The organism is Spongiactinospora sp. 9N601 (assembly GCF_044326295.1).
Classification (GTDB): Bacteria; Actinomycetota; Actinomycetes; order Streptosporangiales; family Streptosporangiaceae; genus Spongiactinospora; species Spongiactinospora gelatinilytica.
Genome location: NZ_JBIRBB010000014.1, coordinates 1 through 15,530, shown reverse-complemented (window position 1 = coordinate 15,530; position 15,530 = coordinate 1). Strand labels below are relative to the sequence as shown.

The following is a 15,530-nucleotide window of genomic DNA, read 5'->3' as shown; positions in this document are numbered from 1 at the left end:
CCTCCCGAACCTGAACGCGGGCGTCACAGCACGCGCACCCTCGGTGTTCCCGGTGCTCAAAACCCCCGTGTACGGCCACGCCAGCCCTGAACGGGCAGGTCGAACTTGGCCACCAGGCGGTCGGTGAAGGGTGCTCCGGTGTCGTCGATCCCGTGCAGGCGGGCCAGGCGGACCGGTACGTCGGCACGCCGTATCTCGACGCGCGCGCCGGAGGGCAGGTCGAAGCGGCGGCGTCCGTCGCACCACAGCACGCCGCCCGGCGTTTTCGGGAGGATCTCCACGGCCAGGGAGGCACGCGGCGAGACCACCAGCGGCCGGGCGAACAGGGCGTGCGCGCTGATCGGCACCAGCAGCAGGGCCTCCACCTCCGGCCAGACCACGGGTCCTCCGGCAGAGAACGCGTAGGCGGTGGAACCGGTGGGGGTCGCGCAGATGACGCCGTCGCAGCCGTAGCGGGACAGCGGCCTGCCGTCGATCTCGGTGACGACCTCCAGCATGCGGTCCCGCTTTTCCACGGTGGCCTCGTTGAGCGCCCAGGTCTCGGCGATGACCTCCCCGTTGAGCCGGGCGACCACTTCGAGCGTGAGGCGTTCCTCCACGTCGTACCGGCCGCGCACGACGCTGTCCACGGCGTCGGCCAGGTCGTCGACCTCGGTCTCGGCCAGGAATCCGACATGGCCGAGGTTGACCCCGAGCAACGGGACGCCGCTGGGCCTGGCCATCTCGGCGGCGCGCAGGATCGTGCCGTCGCCGCCCAGCACGATGATCATCTCGGCGTCGTCGGCGGCGCCCTCCGTGGCCGGGACGACCTCCGCTCCCGGGCAGGCCACGCCCTCCGCCTCGGAGTCCAGGACGCGCACGTGCATCCCCGCAGCCACGAGCCTTTCGATCACCTGCCGGGCCGCGTCGATCGCGGCCCCGCGCCCGGTGTGGGTCGTGATCAGGATGGTTCGCTTGGTCGTCACTACCGTGGCCCTTCCGCCACCGCCCGCTCGATCTCCGCCGCGAGGTCGGGGACGGGCGGCGCCCCCTCTCCCTTGCCCAGCCACAGCAGATATTCGACGTTGCCCGACGGGCCCGGCAGGGGGCTCGCGGTCACCCCGCGCACCACCAGGCCCAGGGTGCGCGCGGCGTCCGCCGCATCCCGTACGGCCTGCGCGCGCAACTCGGGATCGCGTACCACTCCTCCCGCGCCGACCCGGTCCTTGCCCACCTCGAACTGCGGCTTGACCAGCATGACGAAGTCGGCGGCCGGCGCGGCGCAGGCGTGCAGCGCGGGCAGCACCAGCCGCAGTGAGATGAACGACAGGTCGCCCACCACCAGCGTCGGCGGCTCTCCCACGTCGCCGGGGGCCAGGTCTCTGACGTTGACGCGCTCCATCACGGTCACGCGCTCGTCGGTGCGCAGGGACCAGGCGAGCTGGCCGTACCCGACGTCCACCGCGACGACGTGCGCGGCGCCCTCGCGCAGCAGGACGTCGGTGAAGCCGCCGGTCGAGGCGCCCGCGTCCAGGCAGCGGCGGCCCCGCACGGTCAGCCCGAGGGGGCCGAACGCGGCGAGCGCGCCGAGCAGCTTGTGCGCGCCGCGCGAGACGTAGTCGGGGCCGCCCTCGGCCTGCTCGGCGACGACGATCGCGGCGGCGGTGTCGACCTGGCTGGCGGCCTTGGCGGCCACCTGCCCGCCGACGCTGACGCGCCGGTCGGCGATGAGCCGGCCGGCGTGCTCACGCGAACGTGCCAGCCCCCTGCGCACCAGCTCGCTGTCCAGCCGGACCCGTCTGCTCACCCGCGGCCCCGCTCATGCGGGTACCCGGGCACGGGCTCCCGGCGATCCACCTCGCCGGCCGGCCCCTCGTGCCCGTCGGCGGAGGCCAGCGCGCGTTCGAGGCGCGCGTGGACCTCCTGGAACACCGCGACATGCTCGCCGACGGGCAGTGCGGCGAGCCGGTCCAGCCCGGCCAGTGCCTCCTCGGCCGTGCCGCCGGCCCGCTGCGGCAGATCCGTCATTCGCCCCCTCCGGGAAGGTCGTACGATCGCGCGTGTGCGCCGCTGTCCCGACCGTATCCGACGGCCGCCCCCACCTGGCGCGCCAACCTGGCGTTGCGGCGCCCACGAGCGGCGGATTTGCCGTAGTAGTTGATTGGAACGCTACCGTCCCTGGACAAGGACGGTTTCGGGCGGTCCGCACGAGAAGGGAACGCGATCTATGGCGACCGTCGAGGAATGCCGGGCGGCGCTGCGCAAGCTCGCCGAGCAGTTCGACGAAGTCGATGAGGAGACCAAGGCGAAGCATGTGGTCGAGCGGTCGGTGAGCTGTCACGTGCCCGACCTCGACACGACCTTCTACGGCCGCATCCATCACGGCGGCCTGGAGTCCCTCGACGGCGACGGCGGCGTGCCCGGCCGCCAGGCCGACATCCGCCTCACGATCAGCAGTGACGACCTGGTCTCGCTGGTGGACGGAGAGCTCGACATGGCCCGCGCGCTGCTCGGCGGCAGGGTCAAGGTGGAGGCGAGCATCGGCGACCTGTTCCGCCTGCGCCGCCTCCTCTGACCATCCGCCGCACGAGGCCGCCGCCGCCCAGAGGGCATCATGTTCCCGGCCGGCGGGCCTCAGTGCCCCAGGGCGGCGAGGGCCGGTTTCACCGAGTCCGTGGTCAGGCCGTCGTCGCCCGCGGCCTGCCAGGCGGCCTGTGCGGCCGCGCGCAGCCCGTCCACGGGGTCTCCGGAGCCCGACAGGTGCAGCCGGTCCGATTCCCAGCGGGCGTGCCAGCCGGCGCAGGACCAGCCGCGCTCGCCGGCCGCCTGCCGTACGGCAGGGTAGGGCAGGTGCAGCGCCGACAGGTCGGCGGCGATGTAGGTGGGGCGATGCGCGGGGACGGCGGTGAGGACGTCGAGCGGGGTGGCGACCCCGGTCAGCACCAGCAGGCTGTCCACACCCGCGTTGGCGGCGCCCTCGATGTCGGTGTCCAGGCGGTCGCCCACGACCAGCGGGCGGCGGGCCCCGGTACGGATCATGGACTCGCGGTGCATCGGGGGCAGCGGCTTGCCCGCCACGATCGGCTCGACGCCGGTGGCGGTGGCGATCACCCGGGTCATGGCTCCGTTGCCCGGCATCTCGCCGCGGCCCGACGGCATCGTGGCGTCGGCGTTGGAGGCGACGAACAGCGCGCCGCCCCGTACGGCGAGCGCCCCTTCGGCGAGCAGGCCGTACGACATGCCGGGCGAATAGCCCTGGACCACCGCGACCGGGCCGTCCGCGGCCGTGGTCACCGGGCGCAGGCCATGGTCGCGTACCGCCTGGCGCAGCCCCATGCCGCCCACCACGAGCACCGGCGCGCCCGGCTCCACCCGCTCGGCGATGAGCCGCGCGGCGGCCTGGGCGGAGGTGACCAGATCCGCCGCTTCGGCGGGGATGCCCAGTGAGGTGAGGTGTTCGGCGATGGCGCTGGGGGTCCGGGAGGCGTTGTTGGTGGCGTACGCCAGCCGCACACCCGCCGCCTTCGCCGCCACCAGGGCCTCAGCGGCCTTCGGCACGGGCCTGGGCCCCAGGTAGACCACGCCGTCGAGATCCAGCAGCAGCGTGTCGTAGCCCTCGACCAGAACGGTTGTCAGCACGGTCGCAGATCCTACGTCCCCGCGCCGCCCTCCGGCCGCGCCGCCCTTGGCAGGGGTGGGCGCCGCGGTGCTCCAGGGCCGCTCCCGGCGACGCTCACCGGTCACATGGCCTCACGGGCGCGCAGGGTGGCGCGGACGTTCTTCAGCGCCGTCACGTAGTCCTTGTGGTCCGGGCGCATCGCCACGGCGATGGTCAGGGGCTCGTGGGCCGCCTCCATGTCGCCGGTCCGCCACAGGGCGAGGCCCAGGCCGAAGTAGGCGTAGTCCTCGGTGGGGTTGGCGTCGACGATGGACCGGAAGCTGTCGGCGGCCTTCTCGTACTGCCGGGAGTTGAACTGGGCACGGGCCAGCCCCTCACGGACGCTGCGGGAGCCGGGCTCGGCCTCGGCCGCGCGTTCGAGCAGCGCCGCCGCGGCGGCCGGGCTGCCCTCGCGCAGCAGCTTCATCCCACGCTGGAACCACTCGTAGACGCCTCCGCCGGGGACGCCCTGCGCCGGCTCACGGGCCTCATCCGGAGTGTTTCGGCCTTCCACCATTCGTCAATCCCTTCCATCTGGACGCGGACAAGACCAGTGGCAGCGTGTTCGCGGGCAGGTGCGGGAGGCGGGACGAGCCCTTTCGGGGTGGGCTCTGGACGATTCAGAACTCTGTGGGAGCATGCCCGATATGGCGAATCCTGAACTGCCGGTACCTGATGGACTGGTCCTGCGCCCGTTCCGAGGAGTGCGCTTTTCCGGCGGGTCCCCCGGCGGCGCGAACGGCGTCGAGGAGACGGCCAAGGTCACCTCTCCGCCATACGATCTGATCTCCGACGACGATGTCCGCGAGTTGCTTGCCGTTCATCCCAACAACGTGGTGCGGCTGATCCTTCCCGGTGTGGATCACCACGACTATCCTCGGGCGCGTGACACGCTGCGCGACTGGCTCGATGCCGGTGTGCTCGCCCTGGACGGCGAGCCCGCGGTGTACGTCTACGAACAGGCGGCGGGCGATCACGTACTGCAGCGGGGGCTGATCGGCGCGGTCGCCCTGGCCGACCCCGAGCGGCGGATCATCCTGCCGCACGAGGACGTCATGCCCGGCCCGGTGGCCGACCGGCTGGCGCTGATGCGCGTCACCGAGGCCAACCTGGAGCCCATCTTCCTGGTCTACGACGGCGGCGGGCCCGCCACGCACCTGGTGGACGACATCGCCACGACGCGCGTCCCGCTGGTGCAGGCGGACACGGACGACGGGCTGCGGCACCGGCTGTGGGCGGTGACCGACGCGGCCGAACTGACCCTGCTCGGCGATGACCTGCGCCCCCGCCAGGCCCTGATCGCCGACGGGCACCACCGTTACGCCACCTACCGCGCGTTGCAGGCCGAGCGCCACGCACAGGCCGGTGCGCGCGAGGAGGCGGCCGGCCCCTGGGACTACGGGCTCGCCCTCATCGTGGACGCCAGCGCCTACCCGCCCGACCTCAACCCCATCCACCGGGTCATCCCCGGCCTGCCGCTGGCACAGGCGGTGAGCAGGGCCAAGGGCGCGTGCCAGGCGCACGAGCACGCCGACCTGGCGGCGGGACTGGCCGCGCTGGCGGCGGCCGACGAGCCCGCCTACCTGCTCGCGGGCGAGGGTACGACCTGCCACCTGCTCACCGGGCCCGACCCGTTGCAGCTCAAGCACGCCATGCCGGCCGCGCGATCGGCCCGGTGGGCGGCGCTGAACACCTCGATCCTGGCGGAGTTCCTGCTGCCGAAGGTGTGGGGGCTGAGCGACGACGAGCAGGCCGTGCGGATCGTGCACCACGACGCGCGGGCCGCCGTACGGCAGGCCCGCGACACCGGCGGCACCGCGGTGATCCTCAATCCCCTGTCGCTGGACCAGGTGCTCGCGGTCGCGGCGGGGGGCGAGCGGGTGCCGCGCAAGTCCACCTCGTTCGGGCCCAAACCGCGGACGGGCCTGGTGATGCGCACCTTCGACGGCGGCTGACCTTCGCAAGCAAGGACGGAAAACCGCTGGAATTGCCGGTCTCGTGAGCACCGGCGGCCGATCCGGCGGCCGGAATACCTTCGGGTGGCGGGGACGGCCCCGGCATGGGGCCGGGCCGCATCCTTGTGGCAACGAAGGGAAACCGTCATGGACATGCGACTCACAGGCCGCGTCGCGGTGGTCACCGGCGCCTCGAAGGGGATCGGGCTGGCCGTGACCCGCGCGCTGCTGGCGGAAGGCGCGAAGGTGGTCGCCGCCTCCCGTACGGCCGGGCCGGAACTGACCGCGCTCACCGGACCGGACCTGGTGCACGAGGCCGTCGATCTGATGGACCCCGAGGCGCCCGCCCGGACCGTGGCACGCGTCGTGCGGGAGTTCGGCGGCCTGGACATCCTGGTGAACAACGCGGGCGGGCCGCCGCCCGGAGTGGATCTGCCGCGCGCCTCCTTCTTCGACGCGAGCGATGAGGACTGGCGGGCGATGTTCGAGTTCAACCTCTTCTCGGCGGTGCGGACGGTACGGGCGGCCATCCCGCACATGCTGAGCGGGGGCGGCGGCTCGATCGTCAACGTCTCGTCGGCCAACGCGCGGCAGCCTTCCCAGATCAATGTGGACTACGGGGCGGCGAAGGCGGCGATGAACAACCTCACCAAGGCGTTGTCGGAGGAGTTCGGGCCGCAGGGCATCCGGGTCAACACCGTCTCCCCCGGGCCGGTGCTGACCCCCTGGTGGACCGACCCGGGTGGCGTCGCCGACCGGCTCGCCGGTCAGGCGGGGACCGACCGCACCGGCGTCCTGGACAAGCTGGTCCCCGAGACCATGCGCCTGACGACGGGCCGCCTGGCCGACCCTGAGGAGATCGCCGACGTGGTGGTACTGCTCGCCTCGCCCCGCTCGGCCAGCACCACCGGCGCGGAGTTCACCGTGGACTCGGGTTTCGTCAAGGCGGTGTGACCCTCCTCTCGGGGGTGGCCTCATGGGTGACCTCATGGGTGGAAGGTGTTGAAGTAGTCCGCGGGCAGCTTGTTGAGCCAGGCATGGGTGACGCCGGTCCAGCCGATGCGCACGAAGTCGGCCTTGCCGTCGCCGTCCATGTCCGCGAACTGGACGTCCTTGGACGGTACCTCGGCGTCTCCGGCGATCCTGCCGATGTCGCGATAGGTGCCGCCCGCGCCCCTGGCCCCTTCGTTGATCCAGGCCCGTGCCCCGCCCTTGGCCGTGATCAGGATGCGGTCGGCGCGTTTGTCGCCGTTGATGTCGGCGTAGCGGATCTCCCGGGGGCTGGCCAGGGCGTTGGCGATCTTCGCCGGAGGGGTCCAGTCCAGCCACCTGCGGCCGTCCTTGTCCTGAAAGTCCCTGTTGTACGCGGCGGTCGTCGTACCGTCCGGCTTGATCAGCAGGTAGTCGTCCCGGCCGCCCCCGGTGACGTCGGCGAAACGGATCTTGGTGGCCGGGTCGATGTCAAGGATCTCGCCCTGTGACCCCCCGTCGAAGACGCTCGCCTCGCCGCCGTATTTGTTCATGCACATGCGCGAGCCGGAGGGATTGTCGCCCTTCCAGGTGTAGGCGTCGATCCGCCCGGTCAGCCAGACCACCATGCAGTCGGGGAAACCGTCGCCGTCGACGTCACCGAAACGCAGCATGTTGCCGACCGCCCCGGGGGCGGGCCGGTAGGAGTTCTGGCCTTCGACGAAGGGCGTCCAGTTCTTGCCCGAGGGGCCGCTGTTCCACCAGAACCGGAAGTTCTGGTGCTTGTCCACCGTGACGAATTCGGCCTTACCGTCCTTGTTGATGTCGACCAGCCAGAACCGGTTGGTGTTGGGGTACTGCTTGTCCTGGATGACGCTACGGTCTTCCCAGCCCTGCCCCAGCTTGTTGGGGTTGCTCTCCTCGGTCTGTAAGCCGTCGCCGTCGTCCTGCATTCCGCAGGGGTCGGACGTCGCGTCCGGCGCCTGCGGGCGCGTCTTGCGGAGCCATCCTCGATCGTTGGCCTGGTTCGCCGCCTTCACGAACGCGGCGGCGATCTTGTCGTATCCCTGGTCGGTGGGGTGGATGCCATCGACGCCGATATCGGACAGGGTCAGTGCGGTCGTGTCGGCGTACACCACACGCAGGCCACGCGCCACGAGGCGGTCCACCATCGCGGGGATCCGCGCGGTGAACGCCTGTCCTCGTGCGTTCCTGCCGGGGTCGTTGGGCGGGTCGCGGAACGGCTGCATTCCGGCCACCAGGACGGCCACCCCCGGGTCGTCGAAGTCGACCTGCTCGATCAAGGACTCCAGCCGCCCGATCGCGCCGTCCATCTGGTAGTTCTTGATGACGTCGTTGCCGCCCGCGATGAGGGTGATCAGGTTGGGCTGGTAGGCCCTGACCGCGCATTTCGCCTTGTCGGCGATCTCATGGATCAGGCGCCCCCGCCAGCCTTCGATCTCCCGGTCCGCCATCGTCCCCACCCGCACGGAGCCGACCCAGTCCACGCGCGTGGTGTCATCGGCGGCGCTCGCGGCCATCGATGATGCCCCGGAGTCGCCGCTGTCTTCGGCGTTGCGGTCGGCGAGGTCGCTGAATCCCCGGTCGGCGGTGTCGCGGTAGCCGTTGCCGTCCGAGCTGCCCTCGCCGTAGGTGCTGGACGACCCCAGCCCCATCGTGCGCAGGGCATCCGCGGCCTCCTCGGTCTCGGTGCCGGAGTCGGTGGTCACCCAGCCTGCCAGGAACGCCCCGACGATGCCGTCGGCGAAGGCGATGGCCATCTTCTGCTGACCGGTCTCATTGGGGGACAGGCCGTCGTCGGACAGGTCGGCGGTGGACAGGTGGTTCATCGGCACCAGCACGACGTGCTTGCCCGCCGCCCGCCGTTGGGCCACCACCTCCGGGACGCGCTCGTTGAACGCCTCGATCCTGCCCTGGACGGCCGGGTCGGCGGCCGGGGGCAGGGTGGCCACCAGCACCAGGGCCTTGGGGGCGTCTTCGAGGATCTGGTCGATCAGACGCCCCAACCGGCCGGGCGCCCCGGCCACGTCGGTGTCCTGCTCCATGTCTTCGGTACCGGCGAGTAATGTCACCACGTTCGGCCGCAACTGGGCGACGGTGTCGTCCACTCGCTCGGCGATCTGGTCGATCTCGTGGTCCGGGTACCCCTCGTGGTCGGGGTCGGGCATGTCACCGTCGCGCTGCGTGCCCACCATGTCCAGCGATGGCGCGAGCCGGACCTCTTTCACCTCCTCCACCTCTTCCTCATCGTCGGCCGGAGCGGCCTCCCCTGCGCCACTGTGCAGCGGACGGCCGGACGCGCGCTGCACATAGAAGTAGGTCTTCGTCCCCAGCTCGTCGTAGAGGGGCCGCCGGTGATTCACGAAGACGCTGTCGTTCCTGCCCCGGGTGCTCCCGTCGCCCGTCGGCATCAGGTCGATTCGCGTCTGGGGATGCCAGGAGCGGAACGGCCCGATCCCGACCGCGTAGTGGTCGGGGCCGGCGCCATCGAACCGCTGAGCCCGTTGCCGGGCGACGGTGCCGTTGTCGGCGATGAAGTAGTCGTACTCCCCGCCGTTCTGGTGGGTGGCCAGGCCGGTGGTGAAGCGCCGTACCTCCCCTCTCGGGTAGTTCGCCCTGCCCTGCAGAACGTCAGGATCCGCGTTGAAGTCGCCCCCGATGACGAAGTGTCGTTCCCCTCCGACGTTTCTGACCCACGCCGCGATATCCCGCACCAGGCTCGCGGCATAGGCTCCTCCACGGGTCAGCGCGTGAATGGTGAAGTACCAGGTGTCTCCGAATCGCACTCCCAGCGCCGGCCGGGGAATCTCCCGGTGCCAGGCGGGGGACGGCATGCTCATGGTTGGGAGGTGCGAGGCCAGTCCGGGGCGGCTGGAACATACCCACGGCGGTCGAACCAATAAGCAGTTACGTGAGCCTGGGTACCCCTGCCCGCCGATTGCCCCCACCGCTGGAGGAGCCCCGCCAAGTGACATAAACGGCGAAACTCACACCGAACACCCCACAAACCACCCACCCCAACCGCGGGCACGAACCACCACAGCGAAAAACCCCGCCAGACCATTAAGACGCCAACCCGCCGACCACCCCACCACAGAACGAGACCCCACCAAACGACGTAAACGGCGAAATCCACACCGAACACCCCACAAACCACCCACCCCGACTGCCGCCCGCGAACCGCCGCTACGATCCGGTCCGCCCGGAAGCCCCGGTCGGCTGGCGTGTGCGGCACCAGGCCATGCGGTACCAGCGGCCGTCGGCCATGAGCAGCCCACCCGGTTCCACGACGCGGTCGATCTCAGGGCTGGCCGCGTCGGCGCGGCACCGTGCGGGCGGCGAGGGCTGGGGCCGCCTCAGCCGCTGGCTCGGCGACAGCCGTCAACCCACCGCCCCAGAACCAGCGTGAAGGCATCTCGATGGCGGCGTCGATGATGGCCTATCGCCACTCGACGCCACGAACGCCACGAACGCCACGAACGCCACGAACGCCACGACGCGGGACCTTACCCCTTTACCCTTGCCATGAGCAGAACCTTTACGGCCATTCGGAATCGCTCGGCGGATGCGCTTGGGCGCGATAGCGGCTACGCCTCTACTACCTGCGCTCCTTCACCTCCCTGCGTGTCGAATGCCCCGGCCCTTTGCCCGCCAGATGGGTGGATTACTCCTGAAGATTGTGACCGATAGTCGCTATGTGGCCCGCCGCCATGCGTAAGCGGAATAGGCGTCTTCTGTTCTCCTCAAAGGGCATTCAGGATAACGATGGCCGCGCACGGCGATCCGCTTCCTTTTCTCGAACCCCCTTGACCCCGCTCCGGCGTGCCGGCCCGCCCGGTGAACCGCTGGGCGATCTTTGCCTGGGGACGGTGGGACGGGCCGTCCCCGGCCTCGGAGCAGGGTCGGCTTCGGTAGGGCCGACGGTGGGGGGTGATTCCTCGAAGGTGACCGTGACGGTGCGTTCGAGGACGCGCACGGAGTCGGCGAGGATCGAATGCACGCTCGCCCTGCCGTACGCGGTCGTGAAGAAGCGACGCCGCAGGGTGCCCCGCACCTCGATGACGTCTCGTGGCCGGAGATCGGCCACGGATCTGCCTAGCGGGCCGTCGAAGGTCATGCACTCGAAGGTCTCGGTGACGCACTCGCGTGTGCGGCCCGGCCGTCGCACGGTCAGCTTCCAGGTGGTCAGCGTGTCGCCGCTGGGCAGTGGTTTCACCCCTGGCGTTCCGGAAAGCCGGCCGGACAGGACGACCTCATTGCGGTCGATATTGCGGTTGATGTCACGGTTGATGTCGTGGTCGCGGTCCGTGGTGTCTTCCATGATGGCCCTCCTCGCAGTTTGCGAACCAGGACCACTCTCTACGATGTGAGGTGCGGCGCGTTCGCCCGAACGCCATTCTGGGGATAACGCCGCTCCTGCGACGAGGGAGACCTGTGGACAACATCACCGCGCTCGGCGGAGACGTGTACGAGATCGACACACGCATGGCCGGCTACTCGGGAATCACCGCCGGCTACCTCATCCTCGGGGACAGGCCCTGCCTCGTGGAGACCGGTACATCGACCTCCGCGCCCATCGTTCGGGACTCGCTGGCCGCGCTCGGCGTCGGCCCGGACGACCTGGCCACCGTGGTCGTCACGCACATCCACCTCGACCACGCGGGCGGCGTCGGCGACATCGCCCGGTTCTTCCCCTCCGCCGAAGTCGTCGTACACGAGAAGGGCGCGCGGCACCTGGCCGACCCCACCCGGCTGATGGCCAGCGCCAAGATGGTGTGGGGCGACCGGCTCGACACGCTGTTCGGCGAGCTGTCACCGACCGAGGCGTCCAGGATCAGGGCCCTCGGCGACACCGGCGCCATCGACCTCGGCGCCGGGCGTACCTTGAGCAGCCACTACTCCCCCGGCCACGCCAAGCACCACGTGGGCCTGATCGACTCGGCGACCGGTGACCTGTACGTCGGCGACGCCGCCGGCGTCTACCTGCCCGAAACCGGCGACCTGCGGCCCGCCACACCCCCGCCCGACTTCGACCTGCGCACGGCGCTCGACTCCATCGCGTTGTTCGGCGACCTCCAGCCACAGCGGCTGCTGTTCAGCCACTATGGCCCGGTCGACGACGTCGCCACGACCCTGGAACGATCGGCCGAAGAACTACGGGTATGGGTTGATCTGACCAAGCAGGCGCACTCCGCCGGAATGGACCTGGACCACGCGGTCGCCATGGTCAGGGACCGGACGCGCGAGCGCTATGCCGCGCTGCGCGCCGATCCCGAAATCGCCGAGCAGTTCGAGCTGCTCAGCGGCGCTCCCTCGAACGTCGCCGGCATCCTGCACTGGCTGGGCAAGGAGAACCTCTGAGCGCACCGCCGCGTACCCCCATCGACAGCGGGGGTACGCGAACGGCCGAATAGATCGTCAGATGGTCCGCTTGCCCTGCTCGCCGCCGGTTTCGCGGTCAGACTCGCCCGCGCCCGGTGCTTCCTCGTCGGACCCATCGACGTCGGACTCGTCATCATCGGGGTCTTCGTCGGCCAGGTCACCGAAATCCGGTGCGATGAAGGCGGGCACTGCCGGGGCCTCCACCTCGATCTTGCGCTCGGCCGGGCCGTCCTCCTTCTTCGCCGGCTCTGTCACCGTCCCTCGGTCGGGCACGTCCTCAAAGCCGCCCGAGGGCTCGGCCGGGAAGGGGGCCGACTCGGCGGGTGGAGCCTGCTCCTCGAAGTCGAGCTCGTCCAGGTCGTCCTCGTCCTCGATCTGCCGGTCGAGGGTGGCCAGGTCGTCGATCTCCTCGTCCTCGTCCTCGTCCTCGGCCTGCTCAACGCCTTCAGCGGACTCCGCCTCCAGCGCGTCCGGCTCGACGCCCTCTTCGATGTCCTCGATGTCCGCGACGCTCTCGCCGGTGAGTTCGGAGTAGCGGGCCGCCGCGTCGGTCTCCCCGGCGTCGTCGAAGCCCATCGCGCGCCCGAACCAGTCGGCCGCCGCCGCCTCATGCCCGGCCTCGGCCAGGGCATCCGCGTACGCGAAGGCCAGACGGGCCGACCATGGGTGCGGCCGGGGGTCGCGAAGCTCGGGCAGGCGCTGCAAGGTCACCAGCGCGGCGTCGTGCTGGCCGAGATCACGGCGCGCGCCCGACTCCACGATGGTCAGCTCGATGTGCCCCGCCCGGTCCAGGCGTTCCGCCTCGCGCGAGCGCACGAGGTCCAGCGCACGTTCCGGGCGGCCGAGGCCGCGCTCGCAGTCCGCCATGATCGGGAGATACTCATCCGATCCGGTCATCCTGCGCGCCGCACGCAGATCGCCCAGCGCCTCCGAGAACTGCCCGGCGCGGTACGCCGTCACTCCCGCCGCCTCGCGTACCACGCCGATCCTGGCCGCGAACCTCCGCGCGACCTTGGCGTGCTCGTACGCCCGCTCCGGATCGTCGTCACCGAGCGCACGCTCGGCGGCGACCAGGTGACGAGAGATCAGGTCGGCGAGGTCGCCCGGCAGCGAGCCGAGCTCGTCACGGATCTCGCTGTCGAGTTCGTCGGCCGTAATGTCCGGGGCCACCTCAGGCAGCTCCTCGCGCTCGCGCGGGGCCTCATCCTCGCGTCCTCCGAACCTTGCGCGAGACGAGTAGCCGGGCGCGTCCTGGTCCGGCCTACGGTCGTCGCGCTGGTACGGCCGGCGGTCGTCGCGGTCGTCGCGCTGGTAGGGGCGGCGCTCGCGGTCGCCGTAGCCGCCTCCTCCCGGACGGTCCTCCCGGCGGAACGGCGGGCGATCAGAGCCGCGGTCGTTCCAGTCGCGGCGGGGGGCACGGTCACCGCGGTCATCGCGGCGTCCGCCGAATCCACGCCGGGCCTCGTCGCGGTCGCGGTACCGCGCGGGGCGCTCGTCTTCCCTGCCGCCACCATAGGAGCGGGGCGCGCGGTCGTCACGTCGTTCGTACGGCCGACGCTCACGGTCACCGTAGGAGGAGCCTCCGCCTCGCTCGGGGCGGTCACGGTAGGGCCGATCGCCCCGATCGCCCCGATCGTCCCGGTTCCCGCCGCGGCTATCGCGCTCGCCCGCCCGGAACGGACGCCCTTCGCGGGAGCCACGGTCATCCCGGTACGGTCGACCCTCGCGGCCTCCCTGGCCCGGAGCCCGGTCATCGCGACGGAATGGACGGTCGCCACCAGGCCGCTCACCACGGTCATCACGCCTGAACGGGCGATCCCCACCAGGCCGCTCACCACGATCGTCACGCCTGAACGGACGATCCCCACCAGGCCGCTCACCACGATCGTCACGCCTGAACGGGCGATCCCCACCAGGCCGCTCACCACGGTCATCACGGCGGAACGGGCGATCCCCACCGCGCCCTTCGCCACGATCGTCACGCCTGAACGGGCGATCCCCACCAGGCCGCTCACCACGATCGTCACGCCTGAACGGACGATCCCCACCGCGCCCTTCGCCACGATCGTCACGGCGGAACGGACGATCCCCACCAGGCCGCTCACCACGGTCATCGCGACGGTAGGGGCGGTCACCGCCCCCGCGGAAGGCTCCGCCGCTCCGGCGGTCGTCGCGGTCGTCTCGCCCACCGGGGCCGCGGCGCTCGCCAGGACCCCCTTCACCACGGCCACGCTCGAATGGACGCCCGCCACGGTCATCTGAACGCCTCTCGAAGCGTCCTCCGCCGGATCCTCCACCACGCCGCTCACCAGACCGTGAGTCGCGATCCTGCCATCGGTCGCCGCCACGGCCGCGATCCCGGTCGCCTTCCCGGCTAGAGCTTCGGTCACGATCACGGTCACGCGGCGCGTATGAGCGCCCTTCGCCGCCTTCGCGCCGTTCGTGCCTTTCGCGGCGCTCGCCGTATCGGGGCCCGTCCCCCGGCATACCACGGTCTCCGCGGTAACCACCACCGCGCGTCGGCCTCTCACCACCGGCGTCCGGACCGCGCTGCCCGCTTTCTCCGCGCCGGCCCGCGTCATCAGGTCCTTGGTCTCTGTTCACTTCTGTATGTCCATTTCATTGGCTCGATCAGCGAGCCGGCCGCGGGCCGCTCTTCCGCAATTGGTCGCCCGCCTCATGGTCCGACGCGACAAGGGCCACCCGCGGTGGGGTGGCCCGACACTTCCAGCCTAGCAAGTCGGCAGAACCCTCCCGGCCATTCGCGTAGACCTCCAAGACCTCCGCGTCCTTAGGCCGGTCGAGTATGTGCGGCGGTGCGAGCCGTTCCCTGTTGCTCAGTTTTCAGTACGGCCAGGCAGCGCACTGTCCGGCCCGTCGGAGACGGTCAGATCTCGCACGTCCTCGCCAACGCCCCGGGCCGCGGATTTCAGCGAACGAAGGTCGGCGGCCACAGCGGTGCAGGAGCCACCGAGCTGGGCGGAGGTGAGAACGAAGAGGTCTTCTCCAGTGTCGATCTCCAAGTGCTCCCAGCGCCTGCCGTACCTGTGCCGGACGTCCACCGCGATCTGCTCCACCGCGTCCCACGGCACCAACCGCCGATCGGCGAACCAGCGCACCACGACGACCCCCTCAGGGCCGGCCGAAAGCCGTACGGGGACGAGCAGGTCACGTCCGACGAGCACGGCGAGCACGAATGCGGCGATCCCGCACAGGATGATGGCTCGCCGGTCGTCGAGGTTCAGCACGATAAGAGCGATGGCCAGCAGCAGTCCCAGCGCCTTGAGCACGACGAAGTCTCGCCTTACCCGCCACTCCAGCGAGGTTCCCATGGGTTCGCTCACGTCTCGTACGTTACCTTGCCACCAGGCAAAACGAAGAGGGCCTTGTTGTAGAGAGACGGGCAATAACAACCCGTACCCCTACAACAAGGCCCTCATATTCAATGATTGTGCGGCAGCGACCTACTCTCCCACACCGTCCCCAGTGCAGTACCATCAGCGCAGGCAGGCTTAACTTCCGGGTTCGGAATGTAACCGGGTGTCTCCCCACCGCCATAACCACCG

Annotated in this window: 14 protein-coding genes and 1 rRNA gene; 5 read left to right on the top strand and 10 right to left on the bottom strand. The window is 70.6% G+C overall.

The genetic code is table 11. The features are described 5' to 3' along the window. Nucleotides 1-56 precede the first annotated feature (56 nt). Genes ACH34R_RS30135 through ACH34R_RS30125 form a run of 3 tightly spaced genes read right to left on the bottom strand, consistent with a single transcriptional unit; the run spans nt 57 to nt 2,007 of the window. Nucleotides 57-965 (bottom strand): NAD kinase, encoded by a 909-nt coding sequence (locus ACH34R_RS30135; protein WP_397564913.1) that lies wholly within the window; start codon nt 963-965, stop codon nt 57-59. Beyond that, nucleotides 965-1,786 (bottom strand): TlyA family RNA methyltransferase, encoded by an 822-nt coding sequence (locus ACH34R_RS30130; RefSeq protein ID WP_397564912.1) that lies wholly within the window; start codon nt 1,784-1,786, stop codon nt 965-967. Before ACH34R_RS30130 ends, ACH34R_RS30135 begins: the two co-directional genes overlap by 1 nt. After that, nucleotides 1,783-2,007, bottom strand: a complete 225-nt coding sequence (locus ACH34R_RS30125) for a hypothetical protein (RefSeq protein WP_397564911.1) — start codon at nt 2,005-2,007, stop codon at nt 1,783-1,785. The genes ACH34R_RS30130 and ACH34R_RS30125 overlap by 4 nt, the downstream gene beginning before the upstream one ends. A gap of 199 nt (nt 2,008-2,206) precedes the next feature. Between ACH34R_RS30125 and ACH34R_RS30120 the strand changes: the two genes are divergently transcribed. Further along, a complete protein-coding gene (locus ACH34R_RS30120) occupies nt 2,207-2,554 on the top strand; it encodes an SCP2 sterol-binding domain-containing protein (RefSeq protein ID WP_397564910.1) in 348 nt (115 codons plus the stop codon). A 59-nt stretch (nt 2,555-2,613) separates the two neighbouring features. Here the strand turns inward: ACH34R_RS30120 and ACH34R_RS30115 are convergent, their stop codons facing one another. Together ACH34R_RS30115 and ACH34R_RS30110 are read right to left on the bottom strand one after the other, a co-directional pair. Continuing rightward, the gene (locus tag ACH34R_RS30115) at nt 2,614-3,618 is read right to left on the bottom strand and encodes an HAD-IIA family hydrolase (RefSeq protein ID WP_397564909.1); all 1,005 of its coding nucleotides are present in this window, start codon (nt 3,616-3,618) and stop codon (nt 2,614-2,616) included. Nucleotides 3,619-3,719: 101 nt separating this feature from the next. Next, complete coding sequence (locus ACH34R_RS30110) at nt 3,720-4,154, bottom strand: tetratricopeptide repeat protein (RefSeq protein ID WP_397564908.1); 435 nt, start codon at nt 4,152-4,154, stop codon at nt 3,720-3,722. 130 nt (nt 4,155-4,284) lie between these two features. On the opposite strand from ACH34R_RS30110, the gene ACH34R_RS30105 reads away from it, so the two are divergent. Continuing rightward, entirely contained in the window at nt 4,285-5,592 is a 1,308-nt protein-coding gene (locus ACH34R_RS30105) for a DUF1015 family protein (protein ID WP_397564907.1), read from the top strand. Between the two features lie 147 nt (nt 5,593-5,739). After that, nucleotides 5,740-6,546, top strand: a complete 807-nt coding sequence (locus tag ACH34R_RS30100; RefSeq protein WP_397564906.1) for an SDR family NAD(P)-dependent oxidoreductase — start codon at nt 5,740-5,742, stop codon at nt 6,544-6,546. Between the two features lie 32 nt (nt 6,547-6,578). On the opposite strand, the gene ACH34R_RS30095 is transcribed toward ACH34R_RS30100, so the two are convergent. After that, a complete protein-coding gene (locus tag ACH34R_RS30095) occupies nt 6,579-9,422 on the bottom strand; it encodes a GDSL-type esterase/lipase family protein (protein WP_397564905.1) in 2,844 nt (947 codons plus the stop codon). 914 nt (nt 9,423-10,336) lie between these two features. After that, complete coding sequence (locus ACH34R_RS30090; protein WP_397564904.1) at nt 10,337-10,903, bottom strand: single-stranded DNA-binding protein; 567 nt, start codon at nt 10,901-10,903, stop codon at nt 10,337-10,339. Nucleotides 10,904-11,016: 113 nt separating this feature from the next. Here ACH34R_RS30090 and ACH34R_RS30085 point away from each other — a divergent pair, with 113 nt between their 5' ends. After that, nucleotides 11,017-11,943 carry an MBL fold metallo-hydrolase gene (locus ACH34R_RS30085; protein ID WP_397564903.1) on the top strand — a complete coding sequence of 309 codons (927 nt, stop codon included), beginning with the start codon at nt 11,017-11,019 and terminating at the stop codon, nt 11,941-11,943. Nucleotides 11,944-12,000: 57 nt separating this feature from the next. On the opposite strand, the gene ACH34R_RS30080 is transcribed toward ACH34R_RS30085, so the two are convergent. Continuing rightward, nucleotides 12,001-13,134 carry a hypothetical protein gene (locus ACH34R_RS30080; protein WP_397564902.1) on the bottom strand — a complete coding sequence of 378 codons (1,134 nt, stop codon included), beginning with the start codon at nt 13,132-13,134 and terminating at the stop codon, nt 12,001-12,003. Between ACH34R_RS30080 and ACH34R_RS30075 the strand changes: the two genes are divergently transcribed. Continuing rightward, on the top strand, nt 13,039-14,226 hold the full coding sequence (locus ACH34R_RS30075) for a hypothetical protein (RefSeq protein WP_397564901.1): 1,188 nt from the start codon (nt 13,039-13,041) through the stop codon (nt 14,224-14,226). The two genes, ACH34R_RS30080 and ACH34R_RS30075, sit on opposite strands and share 96 nt — an antisense overlap. 575 nt (nt 14,227-14,801) lie before the next feature. On the opposite strand, the gene ACH34R_RS30070 is transcribed toward ACH34R_RS30075, so the two are convergent. Both ACH34R_RS30070 and rrf read right to left on the bottom strand, forming a co-directional pair. Continuing rightward, nucleotides 14,802-15,308, bottom strand: a complete 507-nt coding sequence (locus tag ACH34R_RS30070; RefSeq protein WP_397564900.1) for a PH domain-containing protein — start codon at nt 15,306-15,308, stop codon at nt 14,802-14,804. A gap of 107 nt (nt 15,309-15,415) precedes the next feature. Then, nucleotides 15,416-15,530 (bottom strand): 5S ribosomal RNA (rrf, locus tag ACH34R_RS30065); the annotation flags it as partial.